Source organism: Sphaerisporangium sp. NPDC051017 (assembly GCF_040683095.1).
Taxonomy (GTDB): Bacteria; Actinomycetota; Actinomycetes; order Streptosporangiales; family Streptosporangiaceae; genus Sphaerisporangium.
Genome location: NZ_JBFBCI010000017.1, coordinates 1 through 21,522 on the forward strand (window position 1 = coordinate 1; position 21,522 = coordinate 21,522).

Annotated in this window: 17 protein-coding genes; 8 read left to right on the plus strand and 9 right to left on the minus strand. The window is 70.4% G+C overall.

Annotated elements, in window-relative coordinates; all coding sequences use genetic code 11:
- Nucleotides 1–502: 502 nt before the first annotated feature.
- A complete protein-coding gene (locus tag AB0M95_RS16255) occupies nucleotides 503–1,465 on the minus strand; it encodes a LacI family DNA-binding transcriptional regulator (RefSeq protein ID WP_363764579.1) in 963 nt (320 codons plus the stop codon).
- A 220-nt stretch (nucleotides 1,466–1,685) separates the two neighbouring features.
- On the opposite strand from AB0M95_RS16255, the gene AB0M95_RS16260 reads away from it, so the two are divergent.
- The 4 genes from AB0M95_RS16260 to AB0M95_RS16275 all read left to right on the plus strand — a co-directional run bounded on the left by AB0M95_RS16260 (nucleotide 1,686) and on the right by AB0M95_RS16275 (nucleotide 6,331).
- Nucleotides 1,686–2,462 (plus strand): glucosamine-6-phosphate deaminase, encoded by a 777-nt coding sequence (locus AB0M95_RS16260; RefSeq protein WP_363764864.1) that lies wholly within the window; start codon nucleotides 1,686–1,688, stop codon nucleotides 2,460–2,462.
- Nucleotides 2,452–3,600, plus strand: a complete 1,149-nt coding sequence (locus AB0M95_RS16265) for an amidohydrolase family protein (RefSeq protein WP_363764583.1) — start codon at nucleotides 2,452–2,454, stop codon at nucleotides 3,598–3,600. The genes AB0M95_RS16260 and AB0M95_RS16265 overlap by 11 nt, the downstream gene beginning before the upstream one ends.
- Nucleotides 3,601–3,671: 71 nt before the next feature.
- Nucleotides 3,672–4,880 (plus strand): D-mannonate dehydratase ManD, encoded by a 1,209-nt coding sequence (gene manD, locus AB0M95_RS16270; RefSeq protein WP_363764586.1) that lies wholly within the window; start codon nucleotides 3,672–3,674, stop codon nucleotides 4,878–4,880.
- Nucleotides 4,877–6,331 (plus strand): mannitol dehydrogenase family protein, encoded by a 1,455-nt coding sequence (locus tag AB0M95_RS16275; RefSeq protein WP_363764589.1) that lies wholly within the window; start codon nucleotides 4,877–4,879, stop codon nucleotides 6,329–6,331. The genes manD and AB0M95_RS16275 overlap by 4 nt, the downstream gene beginning before the upstream one ends.
- A 250-nt stretch (nucleotides 6,332–6,581) precedes the next feature.
- On the opposite strand, the gene AB0M95_RS16280 is transcribed toward AB0M95_RS16275, so the two are convergent.
- Together AB0M95_RS16280 and AB0M95_RS16285 are read right to left on the minus strand one after the other, a co-directional pair.
- Complete coding sequence (locus tag AB0M95_RS16280; RefSeq protein WP_363764592.1) at nucleotides 6,582–7,784, minus strand: type II toxin-antitoxin system HipA family toxin; 1,203 nt, start codon at nucleotides 7,782–7,784, stop codon at nucleotides 6,582–6,584.
- Nucleotides 7,774–9,381, minus strand: a complete 1,608-nt coding sequence (locus AB0M95_RS16285; protein ID WP_363764595.1) for a DUF262 domain-containing protein — start codon at nucleotides 9,379–9,381, stop codon at nucleotides 7,774–7,776. The genes AB0M95_RS16280 and AB0M95_RS16285 overlap by 11 nt, the downstream gene beginning before the upstream one ends.
- Nucleotides 9,382–9,716: 335 nt before the next feature.
- Here AB0M95_RS16285 and AB0M95_RS16290 point away from each other — a divergent pair, with 335 nt between their 5' ends.
- The 3 genes from AB0M95_RS16290 to AB0M95_RS16300 are packed head-to-tail and all read left to right on the plus strand — an operon-like array spanning nucleotide 9,717 to nucleotide 12,516.
- Nucleotides 9,717–10,679 carry a sulfotransferase gene (locus AB0M95_RS16290; RefSeq protein ID WP_363764598.1) on the plus strand — a complete coding sequence of 321 codons (963 nt, stop codon included), beginning with the start codon at nucleotides 9,717–9,719 and terminating at the stop codon, nucleotides 10,677–10,679.
- Nucleotides 10,676–11,719, plus strand: coding sequence for a glycosyltransferase family 2 protein (locus AB0M95_RS16295; RefSeq protein ID WP_363764601.1), 1,044 nt, complete (start codon nucleotides 10,676–10,678; stop codon nucleotides 11,717–11,719). Before AB0M95_RS16290 ends, AB0M95_RS16295 begins: the two co-directional genes overlap by 4 nt.
- Nucleotides 11,719–12,516, plus strand: a complete 798-nt coding sequence (locus AB0M95_RS16300; RefSeq protein WP_363764604.1) for a WecB/TagA/CpsF family glycosyltransferase — start codon at nucleotides 11,719–11,721, stop codon at nucleotides 12,514–12,516. The genes AB0M95_RS16295 and AB0M95_RS16300 overlap by 1 nt, the downstream gene beginning before the upstream one ends.
- A 30-nt stretch (nucleotides 12,517–12,546) precedes the next feature.
- Here the strand turns inward: AB0M95_RS16300 and AB0M95_RS16305 are convergent, their stop codons facing one another.
- The 6 genes from AB0M95_RS16305 to AB0M95_RS16330 are packed head-to-tail and all read right to left on the minus strand — an operon-like array spanning nucleotide 12,547 to nucleotide 20,089.
- Complete coding sequence (locus AB0M95_RS16305; RefSeq protein WP_363764607.1) at nucleotides 12,547–13,683, minus strand: sulfotransferase; 1,137 nt, start codon at nucleotides 13,681–13,683, stop codon at nucleotides 12,547–12,549.
- The gene (locus AB0M95_RS16310; RefSeq protein ID WP_363764610.1) at nucleotides 13,680–15,266 is read right to left on the minus strand and encodes a lipopolysaccharide biosynthesis protein; all 1,587 of its coding nucleotides are present in this window, start codon (nucleotides 15,264–15,266) and stop codon (nucleotides 13,680–13,682) included. Before AB0M95_RS16310 ends, AB0M95_RS16305 begins: the two co-directional genes overlap by 4 nt.
- Before the next feature lie 29 nt (nucleotides 15,267–15,295).
- Nucleotides 15,296–16,153, minus strand: a complete 858-nt coding sequence (locus AB0M95_RS16315; RefSeq protein ID WP_363764613.1) for a sulfotransferase domain-containing protein — start codon at nucleotides 16,151–16,153, stop codon at nucleotides 15,296–15,298.
- Nucleotides 16,150–17,286, minus strand: coding sequence for a hypothetical protein (locus AB0M95_RS16320; RefSeq protein ID WP_363764616.1), 1,137 nt, complete (start codon nucleotides 17,284–17,286; stop codon nucleotides 16,150–16,152). The genes AB0M95_RS16315 and AB0M95_RS16320 overlap by 4 nt, the downstream gene beginning before the upstream one ends.
- On the minus strand, nucleotides 17,283–18,815 hold the full coding sequence (locus AB0M95_RS16325; protein ID WP_363764619.1) for a hypothetical protein: 1,533 nt from the start codon (nucleotides 18,813–18,815) through the stop codon (nucleotides 17,283–17,285). Before AB0M95_RS16325 ends, AB0M95_RS16320 begins: the two co-directional genes overlap by 4 nt.
- Complete coding sequence (locus AB0M95_RS16330; protein ID WP_363764622.1) at nucleotides 18,812–20,089, minus strand: Wzz/FepE/Etk N-terminal domain-containing protein; 1,278 nt, start codon at nucleotides 20,087–20,089, stop codon at nucleotides 18,812–18,814. Before AB0M95_RS16330 ends, AB0M95_RS16325 begins: the two co-directional genes overlap by 4 nt.
- Before the next feature lie 324 nt (nucleotides 20,090–20,413).
- On the opposite strand from AB0M95_RS16330, the gene AB0M95_RS16335 reads away from it, so the two are divergent.
- Nucleotides 20,414–21,481 carry a glycosyl hydrolase gene (locus tag AB0M95_RS16335; RefSeq protein ID WP_363764867.1) on the plus strand — a complete coding sequence of 356 codons (1,068 nt, stop codon included), beginning with the start codon at nucleotides 20,414–20,416 and terminating at the stop codon, nucleotides 21,479–21,481.
- Nucleotides 21,482–21,522: the final 41 nt, after the last annotated feature.

Sequence of the window (21,522 nt, forward strand, 5' to 3'; positions counted from 1 at the left end):
TACGCGTCCGCGGCGTATACTTGGGTACAGAACGCCAGCCGAAGTGTTCGTCGAGATGCTCTCCGAACTTGCTTCCACCGCTTGAGACCGCCCACCAGACGGCAAAGAACCGGAGCCGATGGATCGGCTTCTTTGGTCAGCCGTCGGGCGGAATGGATTCTCTTTTCGCCTGCCCGTCGCCGGGTGAGCGCACATGGGCGGCGCGTCGGATGCACGGATCCACTGGGCGTGCCGTCATTCAAAGCCGAGTGGCATTGTCACCGCGGCGCAGATCTCGAACACGCCCTCCTCTCGGGGGAGTACGGCCTAGGCGCGGGGACGGAATACGGGCTTACGGCGGCGCGGGGAGCCGACCGCGGCGCCAGGGGTCTCGATCATGCGCGACATTGAATCGTGCAACCGGTTGTACGTCAAGGTTCGCGTAGTTCGTCCTGGCATGTCCTATGGGGGGTCCAGCAGCGGTGCCCGGCTGGCGTCCAGATGCCCGGGAGGCGGTGGGGCGTCAGGCCCGCTGTGCGGTGGTGGCGCGGACGACCAGCGAGGTGTCCAGGAGAACACGTACGTCCGCGGCCGCGCTCGTGCCCGCGATCAGGCGCTGCGCCAGGAGATCGACCGCCGTGGCGCCCGCCTCGGCGGCGCGGGCCGAGACCGTGGTCAGCGGCGGATAGGTCTGGGCGGCCATGACGTCGTCACAACCGACGACGCTGAAGTCCTGCGGGACCGAGACCTGGCGCTCGGTGAGGCCGGCCATGACACCCTGTGCGAGAAGGTCGTCGAAGGCGATGACGGCGGTGGCGCCGGATTCGAGCAGACCGGACGCCGCCTGCCTCCCGGCGTCGTAGCTGGGAATGAGGCCTGGGAGTATGACGGGCTTGACGCCCAGGCGCTCGCACGCGCGTCTGAAGGCCTTCTTCCGCTGCGTATTCGCCCAGGACCGGGTGGGTCCGCCCAGGTAGGCGACCTGCCTGTGCTGGAGCTGGGCGAGATGCTCCATCGCCTGGGTCACGCCGACCGACGTGTCGATGAGGACACGGGGGATACCCGGCAGGTCCCGGTTGACCAGCACGATCGGGCGGCGTTTGGCGTGCTCGCCGATCTGGGCGTTGGTCATCCGGCTCGCCGCGAGAATGAACCCGTCGACCTGGAGCGCGAGCTTTCCGGTCAGCATGTCCTCACGCGCCGGGTCCTCGGCCGAATTGCCGAGCAGGAGGGCCATTCCCGCGGCCTCGGCCCGCTCGGCGGCCGAGCCGATCAAGGGCGGGAAGAACGGGTTGGCGATGTCGGGCACGATCGCCGCCAAAAGCCCGTGCCGCCCGGTCGACAGGGCCTGGGCCACCGGGTTGGGCACGTAGCCGAGCTCGCGCGCGGCCTCCTGGACGCGGTTGACGGTGTCGGGGCGAAGGACCCTGGGGTTGCTGAAGGCGCGCGAGACGGTCGAACGGGAGACGCCCGCGAGTTTTGCCACGTTGGTGATCGTCGGCGCTGCGTTTCCGGACTCGGATCCGGTGGCGCGGGGAGGCATGGGGCGCAGCCTACCCATGCAACACCTCGCAAATGCAAGGTGATCAAGACATTGACGTACAACCGGTTGCACGGTTACATGACGCTCTCCGGGGACCTCCCGGGCTCTGATCTTCTGTGCCGCTCCGCGTGGAGCGGTGCTCTTCTGGCAGGAACGGTTCGTGATGCTCAGTCCCACCTCTGCCCTCAACATCCGCGTCAAGGATGATCCGATCATGGCGGGCAGGGCCGCGGCCGCGGAAGCCGCGGAGGCCCTCCGGCGAGCTCAGGCGGCGCAGGGCTCGGCGCGTGTCGTGTTCGCCGCCGCGCCCAGCCAGCGGCACCTCCTGGAGGCACTGGCCCTTGAGGAAGGGATCGACTGGTCCCGAGTGACGGCCTTTCACATGGACGAGTACATCGGCTTGGATCCGGGCGCGCCGCAGCGCTTCGGCAACTGGCTGCGGACCGCGTTCTTCGATCGTGTTCCCCTGGAGGCGGTGCATCTCATCGACCCCGATCCCGCACCCGAGGCCGCGGCCGGCGCCTACGCCCGGCTGCTGGCCGAAGGGCCGATCGACCTGGTGTGCCTGGGGATCGGGGTCAACGGGCATCTGGCCTTCAACGACCCGCCGGTGGCCGATCTCGACGACCCGCAGGAGGTGAAGGTCGTGGAACTCGACGAGATCTGCCGTCGCCAGCAGGTCGACGACGGCGGTTTTCCGGACCTCGACCAGGTGCCCCGCCGGGCGATCACGCTGACCATACCCCGCCTGCTCGCGGCCGATCGGCTGGTCGCCGTGGTGTCCGGCAAGTACAAGAGCGAGGCCGTCCGGCGCACCCTCTACGATCCCATCGGCCCCGCCTGCCCCGCGACGGCACTGCGAACCCACCCCCGGTGCACGCTCTACCTGGACGCCGACGCCGCCAGTCTGCTCCCCTCGGGAGAGAGCGATGAGGGCTGAGCGAAGCCTGAGCGGGCGGGACCCTGCCACCGGACGTCCGATGACCGTCACCGTCCGGGACGGCCTGATCTCCGCTGTCGAGGACGGCCCGAGGGGGGAGGGTCACTGGATCTCCGCGGGGCTGGTGGACCTCCAGGTCAACGGATTCGGCGGGCACGACCTCAACGCCCCCGGGCTGACCGCCGAGACCGTGATCGGCCTGGCCCGATCCCTCCAGCGCCAAGGTGTCACCACCTTCCTGCCCACGCTGATCACCGCGGAGCACGAGAAGATCAGCCACGCGCTCACCGTGATCGCGGAGGCGCGCCGGACCGATCCGCTCGCCGCCCACGCCATCCCCTACGTCCATCTGGAGGGCCCGCACATCTCCCCGCAGGAAGGCCCCCGGGGAGTGCACGACGAGCGCAACATCCGCCCGCCGTCGCCGGTCGAGTTCGACGCCTGGCAGAACGCCTGCGGCGGTCTGGTCGGTATGGTCACTCTGTCCCCGCACTACCCGGGCTCGACCACCTACATCGCCGAGCTGGTCTCCCGCGGTGTTCACGTGGCGATCGGTCACACGCACGCCGACCCCGAGCAGATTCACGCGGCGGCACGGGCCGGAGCCCGGCTCAGCACCCATCTGGGAAACGGTGCCCACGCGGTCCTGCCGCGGCACCCGAACTACCTATGGAGCCAGCTCGCCGACGACGACCTGACCGCCTGCCTGATCGCCGACGGACACCACCTGCCGCCGGACACCCTCACCGTCATGATCCGCGCCAAGGGGCTGGACCGCTCCATCCTGGTCTCGGACGCCGTCGCCGTCGCGGGTCTGCCGCCCGGTCGGTACCGGACGCCGGTCGGCGGCAGCGTCGAACTGCACGACGACGGCCGTCTGGTCGCCGCCGGAATCCCCTACCTGGCCGGAGCCGCGCGTTCCCTCGCCGACGGGGTCGCCCACACGGTGCGGGCCACCGGGCTGAGCCTCGCGCAGGCCCTGCGCCTGGCCACCGTCCAGCCCGGGAGGTTCGCCGGAGGCCGCGGACGGCTCGAGGTCGGGCAGCCCGCCGACCTCATCCGCTTCACCCACGCTCCGGGGGACCGCGAACTCGGAATCGACACCGTCTGGGTCGCGGGTCAGGACACGCCCGGCTGAACGATCCCCGCGCACCACATCGATCACAGACACGGCGCTCACGTACCCGACCGTCCAACATCCGGAGAACCATGAAGATCACCGAGGCGCGCGTCATCGTCACCTGCCCCGACCGCAACTTCGTCACCCTCAAGATCGTCACCGACGACGGGCTGACCGGCGTCGGGGACGCCACCCTCAACGGCCGCGAACTCGCCGTCGCCGCCTACCTCACCGACCATGTCGTGCCGCTTCTCATCGGCCGGGACGCCGCACGCATCGAGGACATCTGGCAGTACCTGTACCGCGGCGCCTACTGGCGGCGCGGGCCGGTGACCATGAGCGCGATCGCCGCCGTCGACACCGCGTTGTGGGACATCAAGGGCAAGGCCGCCGGGATGCCCGTCTACCAGTTGCTCGGCGGCCGCTCACGGGAGGGCGTCACGGTCTACGGCCATGCCAACGCCGAGACGGTCGACGGAATCCTGGAGGAAGTCGCCCACTACACCGCCCTCGGCTACCGGGCCGTCCGCGTGCAGACGGGCGTCCCCGGCCTGGCCTCCACCTACGGCGTCAGCGCCGACCGCATGTTCTACGAACCCGCCGACGCCGCACTGCCCACCGAGAACGTATGGTCCACTCCTCGCTATCTCGACCACGTCCCCGGGGTCTTCCAGCGGGTCCGCGAGGAGTTCGGCCCGCCCCTGCGGCTCCTGCACGACGTTCACCACAGGCTCACCCCGATCGAGGCGGCGCGGCTGGGCCAGAGCCTGGAGCCCTACCACCTGACCTGGATGGAGGACCCCGTCCCCGCGGAACTCCAGGAGGGATTCCGGCTGATCCGCCGGCACACCACCACCCCCATCGCCGTCGGCGAGGTCTTCAACACCATCTGGGACTGCAAACGACTCATCGACGAGCAGCTGATCGACTACATCCGCGCCACCGTCGTGCACGCGGGCGGCATCACCCACCTGCGCAGGATCTTCGACTACGCCGCGATCCACCACGTCCGCAGCGGCTCGCACGGCGCGACGGACCGGTCGCCGGTCTGCATGGCCGCGGCCCTGCACCTGGACGTCAGCATCCCCAACTTCGGGCTTCAGGAGTACATGCGGCACACCGAGGCGACCGACGCCGTCTTCCCGCACACCTACCGGTTCGCCGACGGCTACCTTCACCCCTCCGAAGAACCGGGCCTGGGCGTCGACATCGACGAGGAGCTCGCCGCCCGCCACCCCTACCGGCCCGCACAACTTCCCATCAACCGGCTTGAGGACGGCACGGTGCACAACTGGTGAAACGACTCAGCCTCTCCACCCTGGCGGCACTCCCCTCCGGGACGGACCTTCGCCTGCCGGACTACGACGCCGCCGATCTGCGGGTCGGGATCGTGCACCTGGGGCTGGGCGCCTTCCACCGCGCCCACCAGGCGATCTACACCGAGGACGGCCTCAGCGGCGAGAACTGGGGAATCTGCGCCTACACCCAGCGGTCGGACGCCGCGGCCGCCGCGCTGGCACCGCAAGACGGCCTGTACACCCTCATCGAACGCGGCCCCGCCCCGGCTCCGCCGCGCATCGTGGGTTCCCTGCGCGAAGCGCGGTCGGGGCCCAGCGATCCGGTGCCCGTCCCCGAGCGCATCGCCGACCCCGCCGTCCGCGTCGTCACCCTCACCGTGACGGAGAAGGGGTACCGGCTGGCCCCGACCGGCCGCCTCGACCACCAGGACCTCCAGACGGTCAGAGACGCCGCCCGCTTCGGCCTGCCAGACCATCGGTACGTCACTGTGGCCGGGCAACTGGTCGCCGGACTGCGGCTTCGCCGCGACAGGGGCTCAGGCCCGATCACCGTCGTGTCCTGCGACAATCTGCCCGCCAACGGCCAGGCCGTCCACACCATCGTCCACGATTTCTGCGCCCTGCTGCCCGGCGGGGACACCCTGCCGCAGTGGATCGAGGACAACGTCGCGTTCCCGTCGACCGTGGTCGACCGCATCGTCCCCGCCGCGACGGACGCCGACCACGCCGACGCCTGTCGTGTCACCGGTCTCGACGACAAGGCCACCGTCGTCTGCGAACCCCACCGCCAGTGGGTCATCGAGGACCGCTTCGCCGCGCCCCGGCCCGCCTGGGAGAAGGCCGGGGCGACCCTCACCGGCGATGTGCGTCCCTACGAGGCGGTCAAGCTCCGAATGCTGAACGCCGCCCACTCCACCATCGCCTACCTCGGAGCGCTCGCCGGCCACACGACCATCGCCGAAGCGGTCCAGGACCCTCCCATCGCGCACGCCGCGGCCCACCTGATGGCGGTCGACGCCGCGCCGACCCTGACTCCTCCGCCGGCCCTCGACCTGACCGCCTACCAGGACGACGTCCTGCGCCGCTTCGCCAATCCCGCCTTGGGGCACACGACCGCGCAGGTCGCGGCCGACGGCTCGGCGAAGCTGCCCATCCGCCTGCTCGGCACGATGGTGGACCGCCTCGACGCGGGCGAAGAACCCTCCTGGGCCGCGCTCGCCGTCGCCGCCTGGATGGTCTACATGGCCCGCCGCACCGACCGGCACGGCCGTCCGCTCACCGTCCGCGACCCGCTGGCGAGCGAGTTCGCCCGCACCGAGGCGCTGCTGTCCCGGCCGCCCGCTCTGGTCGAGGCGTTCCTGTCGCATCGTGGAGTGTTCCCCGAACGACTCCACGACGACAAGACCCTGCGAGACCTACTGATCCACCACACACGGCGCCTTCTCTCCTGACCCGGCACCAGATCGACGACGACGAACACCAGGAGCTCTGACGGATGAGTGACGCTCCCTCATGAACGCTCTGCCTGACCACCCCACGATGAGCGTGGCCCGGGACGCGAAGGCCCTCGGCGCTGCGTGTTCTTTGTCGGAGCGGGCGATCACGATCGTCGCGTCCAGGTCCACCGGGATCAGGGCGTCGTCCGCCCCGGGGGCGCGTTCGCCGGCGAGTGTCCACGCCCTGGCCCGGGCCGCGGCGCGGTCAGCGGCGGGTGCTCGTGATCAAGGGGAGGGAGCTGAGGCGGTGGTCCATGTGGTCGGCCACGAAAGAGGGGACCGGTAGGTCGCGTTTGGCTTGGGGCCAGGTGTCGAGCAATGCCGCGACGGTATCGGTGACGACCTGCGTCACCTGATCCACGTCGAGGCGTGCGCGTTGTGCGAGGTTGCGGAAGTTGTTCATCGTGATCAGCTTGGCGATCCGTCCGCCGTTCACCGGAAAGGCCAGTTCTTCGGCCCTGAACTCGTCATAGGACGAAACGGACACGAAGTCGTACGCCGGTGACAACCGGGTCGAGCGCCCGTTGGGATAGCGCAGCGTCCAGTTCTTGAGGTGTGCGTCCAGGTTGCCGATCACGACGATCATGGTCAGTCTGCGCACATATTCCTCGATGTCCTGTGGGCAGACGGCGTTGATGAATCGTGCCAGGCCGGTGTAGGTGGCTCTGTCGTACTTCGTGTCCACGGAGACCTCCCGGACCTGGGCGAAGTCCTCCTGATGGACACGCCCTTCCGGCAGCCGGTCGAATCGTCGGACGGCGAACGCCATCTCCTCTGCGGAGATCAGTCCGTTGGGCAGGCCGGAGAGCTCCGCTCCGGCGAGGAGCTCGATGTCGGGTACATCGACGCCGACCAGCTTCGCCCAGCCGAGCATGGAGTACTCATTGACGGGAACCTCAGGGAATCGCCGATCGGGGAGCTTGACGATCCAGTCCCCGCCCTGCCCTGACATCGGCAGGACCAGGCCCTTGCCCTCCCACCTCATGGAGAACTTGGCCTGTACACCTGCCAGCGAGAACCGTACTCTACCCAGGCTGTCGCGATCGGCTCCTTCAGCCAGCTCCGGGATGGTGGAGGTGTCGGATTCCGGCACGACACGGACGGCTCCGGGCAGATCTTCGCCCAGGAAATTGAGCACCTGGAAATCGTGCGGGTTGGATCGGCCGAGCTCGCGGCCGATCAGACCGCGCAGTCCACTACCGGGCTCGGGGAGTAGGTTGGCGAACCACTCTGGTATCGAACCGCTCGCGGTCCTGCGCTTCTCCGGGTTTACCTCAAAGCCTTGTCCCAGGATGGGGTGAATCGGCTCGATGTCGTCGTAGTCGAACCATGTGTTCCCGTCGAGGTAGCCGAGCGTGCCCACCCGGCGGTTCCCGAGGAAGACCCCGGCGGTCGCTCTATTGGTCAAGATCGTCGTCCTCGTCGAACAGAGCCGTCAGATCCGGCCCATCGCGGAAGCCGAAGAGCGCCTGACTCTGGACGTGGTCGGCTATGACCTTTCGAACGATCGCGGCGCGTCTTTCCAAGAATTGTGACTCGTGGCCGGAACGCAGCAATTCCATGGCTTCGGGGTCGAGGCAGTGGCTGGCCAGTACCCGCTCGTCGAACTTGTACCCGAACAAGAGGGAGAGGTCGGCATGATCGTGGGGTGGGTGGACGATGCGGTTCGCGATGCCTTTCCCCAGGTCGCTGGAGTCGTTGAGTATCGCCACCAGGGGAGCGCCTGCTTCGAGCAATTGAGCGGCGTCGATCGGCTCGCCGACATAGTCACCGTACACGGAAATGCGCCGCGGGCTCCGGGACAGCAGGCCAAGAACATTGACCTTCGCCTGCGCGCGGTTCAGGCGCGTCTGAGAAAGGTCGGGTCTCCATGGGGATGCCGGCGGGAGAAGGTCGAGAAGCCTTCCCGCGCTGGCGGAGGGATCAGTGTGGATCGCTCCCGCGCCTTGCCGCACACCGACGGTGTTGCCCTGGGGAGCCACGCCGAGAACAGCGCCTCGCCAGATCCATCTGCGGAGCAGTTCGGCGGCTCTGCCCTCCGGCGGGCCGAACGTCGCCATGAACCTCGCCAGCACCGGTATGAACAGGGAGTACGGAAGCAGTTTGCTGTGAGGGATATGGGCTTCGTCGCGGAGGAAGTCGATCACATGTCCGAGCGCCGCCTCGGTGTCGACGAAGCTCTGATGCCGGTCCTGGTCGTCTTCGAACTCCTCGCGGAAATCGCGGTCCACCTTCGGATCGCGGATCGCCAGGAGGCTCTGCATGAGGATCTGCTCGGACAGTTCACCGAACCCGAACGTTCTGACGCTCGTGGCCAGTGTGCGAAGGTCGCTGGGCTTCTGTTCGGTGGAGATCGAGTGCAACGCGTTGAACACTTCCGCACTCTTGAGTGGTTTGCCGAAGGTGTTCATACGATCGAAGATGTCACGCAAGGCGTTCTCGTCGTCACCGGTGACGACGTACATGGGGATCTTGTAGTCGCGTATCGCGGCGACCACTCGATCGGCCAGCGCGATCTGGTCATCGCTCAGATGCGGCCGGTCGCGAATCCAGGAGTTCGTTCTGGCGGTACTCAGGAGGAGGGCCATGGGCAACTGGTCGATCTCGGAGTGGGCGCGGCGCGGCAAGGACACGAATTTTCCGCTGCTCAGGTCAAAGTAGATTCGGAAACGCGGATCGACCGTGTCCTCGGTGGCGGTCAGCGCGGCGACCAGGCTGGTGATCCGCTGCTGCCCGTCCACGACCCAGAAAGCATCGCCGAGGGCAGGGGCCTCGATGTTCAAATGCCCGATGACGACCGTTCCGACGTCTGCGGGGCGCTGCCAGACCAGGAGATTCCCGATCGGATAGCCGCGCAGGATGCTGTCGAACAGTTCGGTGACGTCCCTTCGTTCCCACCTGTAGGAGCGTTGGAACGACGGCATTCGTATCTTTCCCTGCAATGCGAACTCGACCAGTTCGCTCGGGAGCACGCTGTCGACTTTTGGTCGGGTCACCGCCGCCATGCCGTCCTCCTCACGTCCGCTCGCCCTTCGTGGTGGACTTCCGCGACCGCCGAGCACCTGTTCGTCCTGATCGATGCTGATGTGAGAGGTTCGAACGCCTCGACATCGTCGGTGGTAAGGGAGTCGCCGACCATAATTCCGCCTGGAGGCGACTGTACCGGGGTGGCCCTGCTGATGCCGCACGGTGGATGGGCCCTCGACGGTCCGCGCGGTGCGGGCGCCGGTGAGGTGTGTAGATCCTTTACTGTTTTCACACCTGGCGATTACTCTCCGCGCTAGCGTCGACACATTCCGTGTTGGTGTTCCGTTGGGGGTCCGGGCCGGTGGGTGTTCGCGTGGTCTTCATAGGCGGGCTGGGGCGCAGTGGCACCACATTGCTGGAGCGGCTGCTGGGAGAGGTACCGGGGGTGGCGCCGCTCGGGGAGGTGGTCCATCTCTGGGAACGCGGCGTCATCGGCAAGGAGCCGTGCGGCTGCGGGGAGCCCTTCACGTCGTGTCCCTTTTGGCGCAGGGTGGGCATCCGCGCGTTCGGCGGCTGGTCGACGGGCCTGGCCGACCGCGTTCTGACGCTGCGGCGGCGCGTCGACCGCACCCGGCACATCCCGGCCCTCGCGGCCCGCCGGTGCCGGGTCGGGCTCAGCGGTTACACGCGGGCGTACTCGCGGGTGTACGAGGCGGCGGCGCAGGTCGCGGGCGGTCGTGTGGTCGTCGACTCCAGTAAGCACGCCTCTCTCGCGTTCTGCCTGCGTACGTCCCCAGTGGTCGATATGAGCGTGGTCCACGTGGTACGCGACCCGCGCGCGGTGGCGTACTCGTGGCGTAAGCAGATCACCCGGCCCGAGGACGGCACGCCGATGACGCGGTGGCCGCCCCTGTGGACGGCCGTCCACTGGTTGGTGCAGAACCTCGCGTTCGAGCTGCTGGCCCGGCGCGGCGGCACCGTCATCCGGGTCCGGTACGAGGACCTGATGGCCGACCCGCCCGCCGTGATGCAGGCGTTGCTGGCCAGGCTGGGGCTCGGCGGCGTGGAGCTGACCTTCCTTAGGCCGGGGGTGGCCGAGCTGTCGGTCGCCCACACGTGCGCGGGCAACCCCATGCGCTTCGCGGCAGGGCCGCTGGAGCTGTCCCGGGACGACAACTGGTGCGACCGCCAGCCCCGCCTGCACCGCTGGCTCGTCACCGCGCTGACCTGGCCGTTGATGCTCCAGTACGGCTACCGCCCGCGCGACCGCCGCACGCCCGAGAGCGCCTGCGCTCCGTGGCTCACGGCCGGCGTCGCCGCGCAGGAGTGCCGATGAGCGGGTTCACGGTGCCGACGTCCGGGAAGGATCCCGTGGTCGTTGCCCTGGGTGAAGACCGCGATGCCGGGTGCGTCGGCCGACGTGGCACGCCGCCGTCCCCGGACGGTCCTGGGGTGACTCCGGTCGTCGGTGTGGTGGTGCCGACCCGGGGAGACCGGCCTCAGCAGCTTCGGGCCGCGTTGCGGGCGGCGCTCGCGCAGGATTGCCGTGGCGGCGTGGACGCGGTCGTGGTGGTCGACGGTGGTGACGTCGCGGCGGTGACGGCGCAGGTGGCGGTGCAGGTGGCGGAGGTCGCCGCGCAGTGGCCTGGCCGGGTGCGCATCCTGGCGAACCGGCTCACCCCCGGCCTGCCCGGCGCGCGCAACACCGGCATCGCCGCCCTCCGCACGCCGATGGTCGCCTTCTGCGACGACGACGACGTGTGGCTGCCGGGCAAGCTGAGCGCCCAGCTCGCCGCCCTCGCGGCCGATCCGGAGGCCGAGTTCGCCGCCTGCGCCATCGAGGTCGAGTACGGCGCCCGCCGCGCCGTCCGTCTCGCCGGTACCGGGCGCGTCACCGTCCGGCACCTCACCCGCTCCCGCATGATGATGGTCCATTCCTCGACGTTCCTGTTCAGGCGCGGCTCGATCTGGCCGGACGAGAGCGCGCCCGGCGGGCAGAACGAGGACTGGGACCTCGCGCTGCGCGCCGCCGCCCGCCGTCCGATCGTCTACGTGGACCGGCCGCTGGTCCGCGTCCGCTGGGGCGGTTCCGCGTACGTCAGCCGCTGGGCCGACCGCATCGCCGGTCTCGAATGGATGCTCGCCCGCCACGCGTGCCTGGCCGCCGACCGGCGCGGCGCCGCGCGGGTCTACGGCCAGCTCGCCTTCTGCAACGCGGCACTCGGCCGCCGCCGTGAGGCCGGTCGGTGGGCCCTGCGCGCGTTCGCCGCCCGCTGGGGCGAGCCGCGCGTGCCGATCGCGCTGGCGGTGGCGCTCGGACTCGTACCCGCGCGTGCCGTGCTGAGCGCGCTGCACACCCGGGGGCACGGAATCTGATGACTTCGCAGGCTTTGGTCGACAGGTCCCGCGTCGTGATCGCGGGCCTCACGGTGGACGCGCTCACCGAGGACGAGGTGGTGCGCCACGTCGTCGCCGCCGCGCGGCGTGGGCAGGGCGGCCACGTGGTCACCCCCAACGTCGACATCTGCCGGGCCTGTGCCCGCGACCCGGAGATTCGGGCCATCGTGGCGGGCGCCGACCTCGCCGTCCCCGACGGCATGCCCCTGGTCTGGGCCTCCAAGCTGCTGGGCACGCCGGTTCCCGCGCGCATCACGGGTGCCGACCTGATCTGGTCGCTGTCGGAGGCCGCCGCGGCCAACGGGTTGTCGATCTACTTGCTGGGCGGGCCGCCGGGAATCCCGTGCAAGGCGGCCGAGGCGCTGAGCGCCCGCTACCCGGGCCTGCGCGTTGCGGGTGGCGCCGCCCCGCCGTACGGGTTCGAGAAGTCAGCCGAAGGGCTCGCGGCGGTGCGGCAGGCGCTCCTCGACGCCGACCCGGACGTGGTGTTCGTGGGTCTCGGCTTTCCCAAGCAGGACCGGCTGATCGGGTTGCTGCGGGCCGAACTGCCAGGGGCCTGGTTCGTCGGCTGTGGTGGCGCGATCTCGTTCGCGGCGGGCGTGGTGCGACGGGCGCCGCTGTGGATGCGGCGCGCGGGGCTGGAGTGGCTGTACCGCCTGTCCGCCGAGCCGGGCCGCCTCGCACGCCGGTACCTCGTGGACGATCTTCCGTTCGCGTTACGGCTGCTCGCGATTTGTCTGGTGAAGAGGCTTCTACGGCGGTGGCTCGGTTCGTAGCGCTGTGGTGGCGTAGGTTCGCCGGGTTGTTCAGCGTGCCATGGCGTCAGGCTCTTCGTCACGCCAGTGCGTGGTGAGTTCGACGATCTGGGCGATCTGGTCGGGGGTGAGCCGGTCGCGGTGGCCGACGAGGGCCTCGGCCGGGCCCATGGGACGGTACGCGGTGCGCGACAGGCCGGTCCACGTGAACGCCCGAACGACGGCGCGATCGCGGGTCCGCGCGTGGTCCGGGCCGTGGTCCGGCGGGCTCTTTGGGATGGCACTCGCGGGCGCGGGCACACCTCTGGGCGTCCGTCGCGCTGTGGGCGCGGATGATCGGCCGATCGTCCTTTCCGCTCGGGACGACCAGGTCAGGCCGCACCAGGCGTACAGGTCGCGGTAGCGGGCCACCGGGTCGGTGACGAGGTCTTCGTACGAGACCAGCCGGACGCCGGGGTGGCGTTCGGCGAGGGTTTCGGCGGTGGCCCGGGCGACGCTCCACAGCGCGCAGGTCGTGGCGAGGGTGTCGTCGGAGCCGGCCAGGGAACGCAGCGCTCGTACGTCCGGGTGGTCGCGGACCAGTAGCGGCTGGCGTAGCAGCTCGCCCAGGTCGACGCGCCAGCCGAGGCGCTGCCAGCTCGCCACGAGGGACACCGGGTCGCGGACCATCAGGACGACGCGGCAGCCGAGCCGTTCGGCGAACCATCCCGCCGAGAACAGGGCGAAGGGGTCGTCCAGCAGTGCGCGGCGGCCCCGTATCCGGCCGAGGGCGAAGGCGGAGGCGTTCTTCGCCAGGCGCGCCAGGTCGCGGGGACGGTGGTTGCGGCGCAGTTCGGCGGCGTACCTGTAGCGCAGGGCCACGGTGTCGGTGAACGCGCCCAGCCACGGGTGCTCGTCATCGGGGCAGATGTACTGGAACCTGTGGCGGACGTCGGCGTTCAGCACACCCGGGGAGCGACCTGGGGGGCGCTGCGGGTTGAGCGGCTCGTTGACGTACACCGCCTCGCCGCCCGCCGCGAGCATCTTCCCGGCCCAGCTCGTCCCGCTTCTTGGCAGCCCGGTCACGAGAATGGGCGCCTGGTCGGCAGAGGCCGAGTGCCGTGGACGCGTCCGGTCGGTGGGATCCGGGTGCCTTGTGCTCGCCTGGCCGGCGGTGGTGCTCGTCCGGTACGCGGGGGCGTCGCTCATGAGGTCGTCTCGGCTTCTTGTGGGATGGAGCTGGGGGGAGCCGAGGTGCTGTGGACGAGCCGTAGGTGCCGTGCTCCCGTGGTGTTCTGGGGAGCACGGCCTGGCGGCCCGCTGCGCCACGGGCGGAGCGACGGCAGGCTGTGAGGGCCGAAAGGGCGCAAACCGTACGTGCGGGAGATCTGGAACAGCGGGAGGAGGTTCTTGGCGAGCACCCCGGCCGACCAGCCGAGTGCGGCGCCGAGCGCTCCGTGCGACGGGACGAGGACGACGTCCAGGGTGATGGTCACCGTGATCGCGGTGAGCATGTTGGCCATGCTGGAGGCGGTGTGCCCGGCGGCGGTCAGGACGACGTCCACCATGCCGCAGGCCGTCGCCACCATCATCGTCACGCCCAGGACGACCGCCACCCCCGCGCCGCCGCCGTATCCGTCCCCGAACAGTCCGAGCAGCCACGGCGAGAGCAGGGCGTATCCCAGCCAGACCGGCCATGTGAGCACGACCAGCCAGATCGTGGCCGTCTGGTACAACCTGCGCGCCACGGGCAGGTCGCCGTCCGCCATGGCACGGATCAGGCGAGGCTGGGCCGCCTGGGCGAGGCCCTGGTTGACGAGCTGGCCGACCACTTTGAAGCGGGTCGCGGCGGTGTAGACGGCGGCCTCGGCCGGGCCGGCGAGCAGGGCCACGACGACGACGTCGAGCCGCTGGAACACGGCCTGCACGGCCCCACCGAACGCGCGCGGACCTGTGTAGCGCCAGAACTCGGACGCGGCACCGCGGGCCCGGCCGGCGCCGTCCTCGGAGGGGGGTGCGGTGTTGAGGTGGAGGGTGCCGCGGCCCTTGGTAGGAGGCACGGTGCTGCGAAGACGAACGGCGTCGACCCGGGGGCTGGTCGTGCCGGCTTGGAGATCGGGCGTCGATCCTTTTCGGTGCTTGGCCGTGGTTCTAGAGGTGTACGGTGCCCGGTGGCCTAGCCAGAGGGCGGAGAGGAGCAGGACCAGGAAGGCGGGGGCGGACCAGGCGGCCGGGAGTGCCCACGCCCGTCCGGCCGCCGCTCCCGTCATGACGACGGCCCCGACGAGGAGGAGCTGCGCTGCGGGTTGCAGGATTCCGCTGAGCAGCGTCGTGGGCCGCATCGTGCCGAAGCCGCGCGTGGCGGACACCAGCACGTCGGCGCAGACGATGACCGGGAGCGCGAGGGCGAGCGTGCGCAGGATCGTCGCGATCGTCTCCGGGGACGGGCCGGTGAGCGCGACAAGTCCGGCGACTGTGCCCGCGCCGAGATACACGAGAACGGCCGCGACGAGAGAGAGGACGACCACCGGGGTCAGGGCTGGCCGGAGGAATCGGGAAATATCGCGATAGCGCTCCCCTCGCGTCCGGGCGATGAAGTAGATCAAGCCGTTCCCGGCGTCCAGGCGCAGGATCCCCGCGACCATCAGGCACAGCGACGTCGTCGTGAACATCACGCCCGCCGACGCGGCGTCCAGTCCTCGGGCGAGCACGACCACAAGCAGCATCTGCGACCCGGCGCTGACCACCGCTCCGGCCAGCCCGGCGAGACCTCCCTTCGCCAGCGCGCCCACACCGCCGTCCTTTGTGGGTGGGCGCTGTATTAGCGGCGCCATGTGGGGGTGTCTCCTAGCCAGTCGCGGAGTTTGTGGTCCCACGGGAGGAAGTGGTCGGACAGGCTCCTTCTCAGTGAGTCGGGCATTGTGGTGGGGCGCGGGCGGGCGTTGTGGCGTTCGAAGACGGGGTCGCCGAGGCGGGGGAGCCCGAGGAACTCCAGGACCTGGTCGTATACCGGCTCAGGCGTGGTGAAGAAGCGTCCGCTGTCGATCACGAGGATGCGGCGGCGGCCGACCACGGACTCCAGCCGCGCGAGCTGTTCGGCGTACTGCCCTCGGGTGACGTACGCGTGGTGGCGGTGGGCGGTGCTCCGCGCGTACGGTTCCGCGCACAGCCGCTCGATCTCTCCTTCCAGCCGCGCCGGCTCCAGCTCGACGGCGCGCTCGAACGACGGCTCCGTCTCGAATCCGCGCGCGAGCTCGTGGGCGTGGGCCGAGTACGCCCGTTCGACCGGGTCGCGGACCAGCACGATCATCTTCGCCCCGGGCAGGTCACGCGCCATGCGGTACGGGGACAGCGGATGGAACAGGTAGTAGGGAGACGACTCGAAGGCGAGCGGTCGCGTGCCGTACCTGCGCTCCAGCCGGTAGGCGGTGGTTTTGAGGGGGAAATGCGCGCGGTACCAGGAAAGCCCCTTCTCGTATGCGATGTCGAAGTAGTGGACACCCTTGCGCAGCACGGGTTTGAGGACGAGTGGGTGCTGGGCCAGCGCCCGGTACAGGGACGTCGTGCCGCAGCGCTGCGCTCCGACGATCAGGAAGCACGGCAGCAGGCGGCCGCCCACGGTGAGCCGCCCGGCGGTGTGGGACACGGCGTGCGCGGAGCGTTTGACGGTGGGGTTCATGTCAGGACCTCCTGCAGGTCGACGAGGGGGGACAGCCACCGTGACGGCGGGCCGAGGGGGTGGTGGCCGTCCCGCTCGTGACGGTCGGCCAGGGTGATCAGGTAGCGGACGGCCGTCTCGCGGGCCTGGGCCGCTGACAGGCCGTACGGCGCGAGCGTGGGCAGGGCCTGGGCGAGGCACGCGGCGGCGGCGACATCGGGGGGCATGCGTCGTAGCGCGCGCTGGAAGAAGTGGTGGACCGCGTCGAACCCCAGCGGCACCCCGCTGCCGAACCGCTCCCAGTCCCACACGAGCAGTCGCCCGTCGGGGGAGGGAGCGATGTTCCAGGGCGAGAAGTCCCCATGCCAGCAGTGACCACCGATCAGATTCGCTCGGGTGATCGTCGTGTCGAAGGGCTCGGGTCGGACGGTCGTCGTGTTGAGAGGTTCCGTGCGGGTGGTCGCTGTGGCGGAGCCTGCTGGGTGGGGGGGTGCCGTGGCGGGAGGGGCGTGGAGGCCCAGGCCGGCGATTTCCAGGACGGCCTGGGTGAGGAGAGGGCGGGGAACGCGGTGGAGGCGGCGGATCGGGAGGGGGGAGAGGGCCAGGACCTCCAGGCCGTTCCAGGTGTCGTGGTGGAGGAGCGTGGGGGCGACCACCGTCTTCAGCGGGGTGGCCGCGAGCAGGGCGAGGGTCATGGCCTCGTGGCGGACGAGGGCGCGGGCGGGGTCCGTGTCGCCGATCTTGACGAAGGCGAGGCACTCGCCCGTGGACGCGTGGACCTCCAGGACGGGCTTGCGGTTCGCGCGCCGGGCCGGCCGGACGTGCAGGACGATCCCGACACGTTGCCCGAAGACTTCGCTCAGATGGCCCTCGATCGTGCCGGGACCGCCGGGCAGGCGGCGGCGTCCGGGCAGCCATCGCGACCGTGGGACGAGGCGCCGCGGCAGGAACCGGCTCGGCGTCAGCGCGTACACGGTCTCAGCGGTCGCAGCGGCGCCGCCGCACGTTGAGCCGGTGCCGCCGGATGCGCGGGGCCTGTCCGGGGTGCCGGTGTCGCCGTTCGGGCCGGGGTTCCGGGGGACGGTGTTCACGGGCGGGTAGAGCAGGGTGATCACCTCGTCGAGGTAGCGGAGGCGGGCATGGCGGTCTCTCATGGGTTCACCGCCGGGGCCTGTATGGGGAGGGTCGGCCGGCCGGTCATCGGCATTCCGTCCTCGAAGACCGGTGTGGCGCCCGCAGAGAGCGGCGTGCCGTCGTCGGGGATCGGTCTGCCGTTCCCCGAGAGCGGTGTGCCGTCCCCGCGGGCTGGTCCGGTGTTTCCAGGGATCAGGGTGCCGTCCCCGGGGGCCGGTCTGGCGTCGTCGTAGGCGGCGGCCGGGGGTGGGGGGTGAGCGTTGCGCCAGAGGAGGGCGTAGGAGATCAAGTACAGGCCGAGGGCCGTGACCAGTCCGTCGTAGATGAACATGTAGAGCAGTACGAGGATCATCACGAGCGTCCCCGCCTGCCCGATCGGTGTGCGGTCGTGGCGGAAGCGGCGGATGGCGCCCGCGAAGAACCCGATGTACAGCGCCGCGCCCGTGAAGCCCTGCGTGATCAGCAGCAGCCACAGTTGCCCGTCGCTGCCGAGCGGCGGGTGCCCGCACTCGGCGCACCAGTCGGTCTTGCCGGTGGTGATGGTCTGGTAGCTGCCGTACGCGTTGCGGGTGTTGCCGTACCCGATGAACGGCGAGTGGGTGGCGGCTTCCATGGTGGCCGTGACGGTGAAGGCGCGGATGCGGTTGCTGTGTGGTTTGTCCAGGCGCTGGGACACGATGTCGGTCAGCGGCCCGGCGGCGAGGACGAGCGCCCCGCACGCCAGGCCCGCGCCGACGAGGAAGCCCCGGCGCGGGCGCACGCGCACGACCACGTAGGCCGCCGAGAGGGCGAGCCCGGCCCACAGCCCCCGGTTGAGCGAATACACGATGGGGATCGCCGAGACCGCGACGACCGCGACGCACACCGCCCGCCGCGCGGGCCCGCCCCACGTCCACCAGCCGACCACGAACCAGATGAGCAGCACCGACAGGTTGCCGCCCCAGGCGTTGGCCCATTCGAAGGGGGCCTCGGGACGCGGCGCCGCGTGCCCGAGGACGTGCTGGATCTGCGCCGCCGTCGGATGGATCAGGTTGCGCACGTAGGAGTTGCCGCTGATCCAGGACGGCAGGATCGACTCGACGGGCGAGGTGAACTCGAAGCGCGGCGCGAGGACGCCGAGCAGCCCGCCCGCGACGGTGGTGAGGAACAGCACGCCGAGCATGCCCACCAGTGCCCGCTGCGGCAGTTCGCGTTCGGTGAGGTTGCCGAGGTAGAGCACCATGACGACCAGCGCGAGGTACAGGGTGAGCCGCATGGCGTACCCGAGGACGCGGCCGGTGCCGAGCTCGCCGTACGTGCCGGGGGGCGTCTCGCCGAGCATGAGGGCGCTCACCAGGTACCCGGCGATGATCAGCATCCACAGCCCCATGCCCTTCGGGACCGTGATCGGGCGGCGCCGCCAGAGGACGACCGCCATCGGGCCGGCGACGACGATGATCGACAGCCCGCCGAACCCGAGCGCCCACCAGACCGGGTAGCCGACGAGGAACGCGGCGATGGGCCAGGCGGCGGGCGCGGGCAGCCGGATGAGGCCCCGGCGAGGGGTCACGAGGCCCGGACGGTGGAATCGGGCGGGTTGCGGCGGCCGAGCCCCGGACGGGTGCCGCCGGGCGTGGCGGTGGCCGACAACAGGATCACCCCGAGCGGCGAGACCTCGGTGCGTCGTAACTGGCGGACGGCCTGCGCGAGCTGCTTGGAGCGCGCCGCGCGGCTCTCGACGACAAGCAGGGCGGCGTCCGCACGAGCCGCCTGGTCGGTGCGCACCCAGATGGGGGCGAGGCCGGTGAGCGCCAGGCGCAGATCGTCGGCGATGGGCTCGGGGTCCACGCCGGGGGTCGCGCCGCGCACGAGCAGTTCGCCGCCGTCGCGCAGGTGCCGGGCGACGGCCACGGCCAGTTCGCGCAGCTCGCGGGCGTTCCCGGCCTTGGCGAGTACGGGCAGGCCGGTGAGCCGTTCGATGTCGGCGGCCGTCCTGAGCCGGGTGTCGAGGCGGTCGCGGAGCATGGCCGCCCCGGTGCCGGCGAGCAGCCCGAGGAACAGCCCGCTGCCGAGGTAGAGCGGCGGGCGGGGCTGGGTGGGGGACGCGGGCGGGCGGGCGTCGCTGATGACGCTGCCGGGTGTGACGGCGACGGTCTTGAGCGCGTCGTACTTGAGGGTGAGCGCGTAGACCTGCCTGCTCAGGACGTTCTGCCGCTGGGCGGCGATGGTGCGCGCGGCCGAGCCGGGCGTCGTGCGGGGCAGCCCGGCGACGGTGGCCGCGAGCGCGGAGTCGACCTGGCGGAGTTTGCCGGACAGGGCCTTGAGCTGGGCGTCGATGGCGTGCTTGGCCGCCGACTCCCGGTTGGCGAGGTACCCCTTGGCGAACGCCTGCGCCCCGGCGGCGGCGGTGACCGGGTCCCCGGCGGTGTACGACACCGCCAGCACCGCCGAGTTGGGCGGGACGGTGACGGTGACACGCTCGCGGAGCGCCTCGGGGTCGCCGGCCTTGAGCGTGCGCGCGGCCCGCGCGGCGACGACGGCGGACCGGGCGATCTGGGCCTCGGTGTCGAGGTTGAGCGGCTCGCGCTGGCGCTGGGTGGTCTGGTTGGTCTGGTCCTGCACGCCGGTCGGGGAGACGAGGATCTCGGCGGTGGCGGTGTAGGACGCGGGGGACAGGGCGAGCGCGATGCCGCCGAGGCACAGGCCGGCGAGCAGGAACCCGGCGAGTGTGACGCGCCGGCGCAGCAGCATCGCCCAGAAGTCGGCGGGCTCGCGGCCGGGCGCCGGGCCTGGGACGCCGTGGACGCCGTGGACGCCGTGGACTGAGGACGCCGGGTGGCTCATGGAAGCGGCAGACCTCTCGGTGCGGGGTCGTTCATACGTATCGGGGGTTTTCGCGGCGTTTCGGCGGCCATGGAAAAGCGCCGCCAGGCCGGGAACGGATCCAGAGAACTATAGGCACAACCCAAGATTTCTCGATCGCATACGAGTGTTTTCGTGGACGACGGCCCGGCGTGCAACCCCAATATGCGGATATGTCACTCCAGGCGATGTCGCAGCTCAGAGGAGAGGGGGCGAGTTTCCGGCCGATCGGTCGCCTTTAGTGGGAAGGTGAATACCAGCCTTCTGGGGAAACGATTAAAGGGAGGTTTGGTCGTCTTGCGTAGAGTGGCGGGAATATGGTTTTTCGGCATCGGGCTCGCCGCCGGATGCGGCTTGATCGTCTACGCCGTGGCGTCGGTGAGACCATCGGAGCGGACCGTCGCGAGTGACCGTGCGCCCGGCACCGAGATGCCCGTCCCGACCGGCGCCCCCGGCTGCGTGGCCACGGCCAAGCTGATCCCGAGCTGCGGCGCGTGGTGGGGCGTCGCGCCCGACGTCTTCGGCGGCAGGCCGCCCACCGAGGCCATCGCCGCCGCCGAGCAGCGCATGGGACGCCGGGCCGACATCGTCCACGTGTACCACCGGGGCTGGGACCCGTTCCCCACCCCCCAGGAACTGCGCATCGCCAGGAAACGGCTGCTGCTGATCAACTGGAAGCCCTCCGTGCGCCGCACCTGGGCCGAGATCGCCTCCGGGGCGATCGACGACCGCATCGACCGCATCGCCGCGACGATCCGGCACAGGCTTCCCCGACGATTCTTCCTGACCATCCACCACGAGCCGGAGAACGACGTACGCGAGCAGCCCGGGTCGGGCATGACCGCCGAGGACTACGCCGCGATGTACCGCCACGTCGTGCTGCGCCTGCGCGACCAGGGCGTGCGCAACGCCGTCACGGTCATGACGTACATGGGCGCGCCCAACTGGGCCGCCAAGCCGTGGTTCGAACGGCTCTACCCCGGCGACGACGTGGTCGACTGGATCGGCCTCGACCCCTACGCCGACCACCGCGTGAACGACTTCGCCAACCTCGTGGACAAGAGGCGGGACGACCACGCCGACTGGCCCGGCTTCTACCGCTGGACGCAACAGCGGTTCCCCGGCAAGCCGATCATGATGGCCGAGTGGGGCGCGTTCGAGCGGCACGGCGACCCGGGGTTCAAGGTGTCGTTCTTCAACTCGGTCCGCCGGCAGATCCGGGGATACCCGCAGATCAAGGCACTGGTCTACTTCGACTCACCGATCGCGCCGCGCGGCGACACCCGCTTCGACTCCACCGTCGCCGCCGGGCGCGCCTTCGCCGAACTGGCCCGCGCCCCCTACTTCAGCTCGACTCCCGTCCCGGACCACTGACCTGTTCGGGACCCGCCGTGCCGGAGGCGCGGCCATAGGCG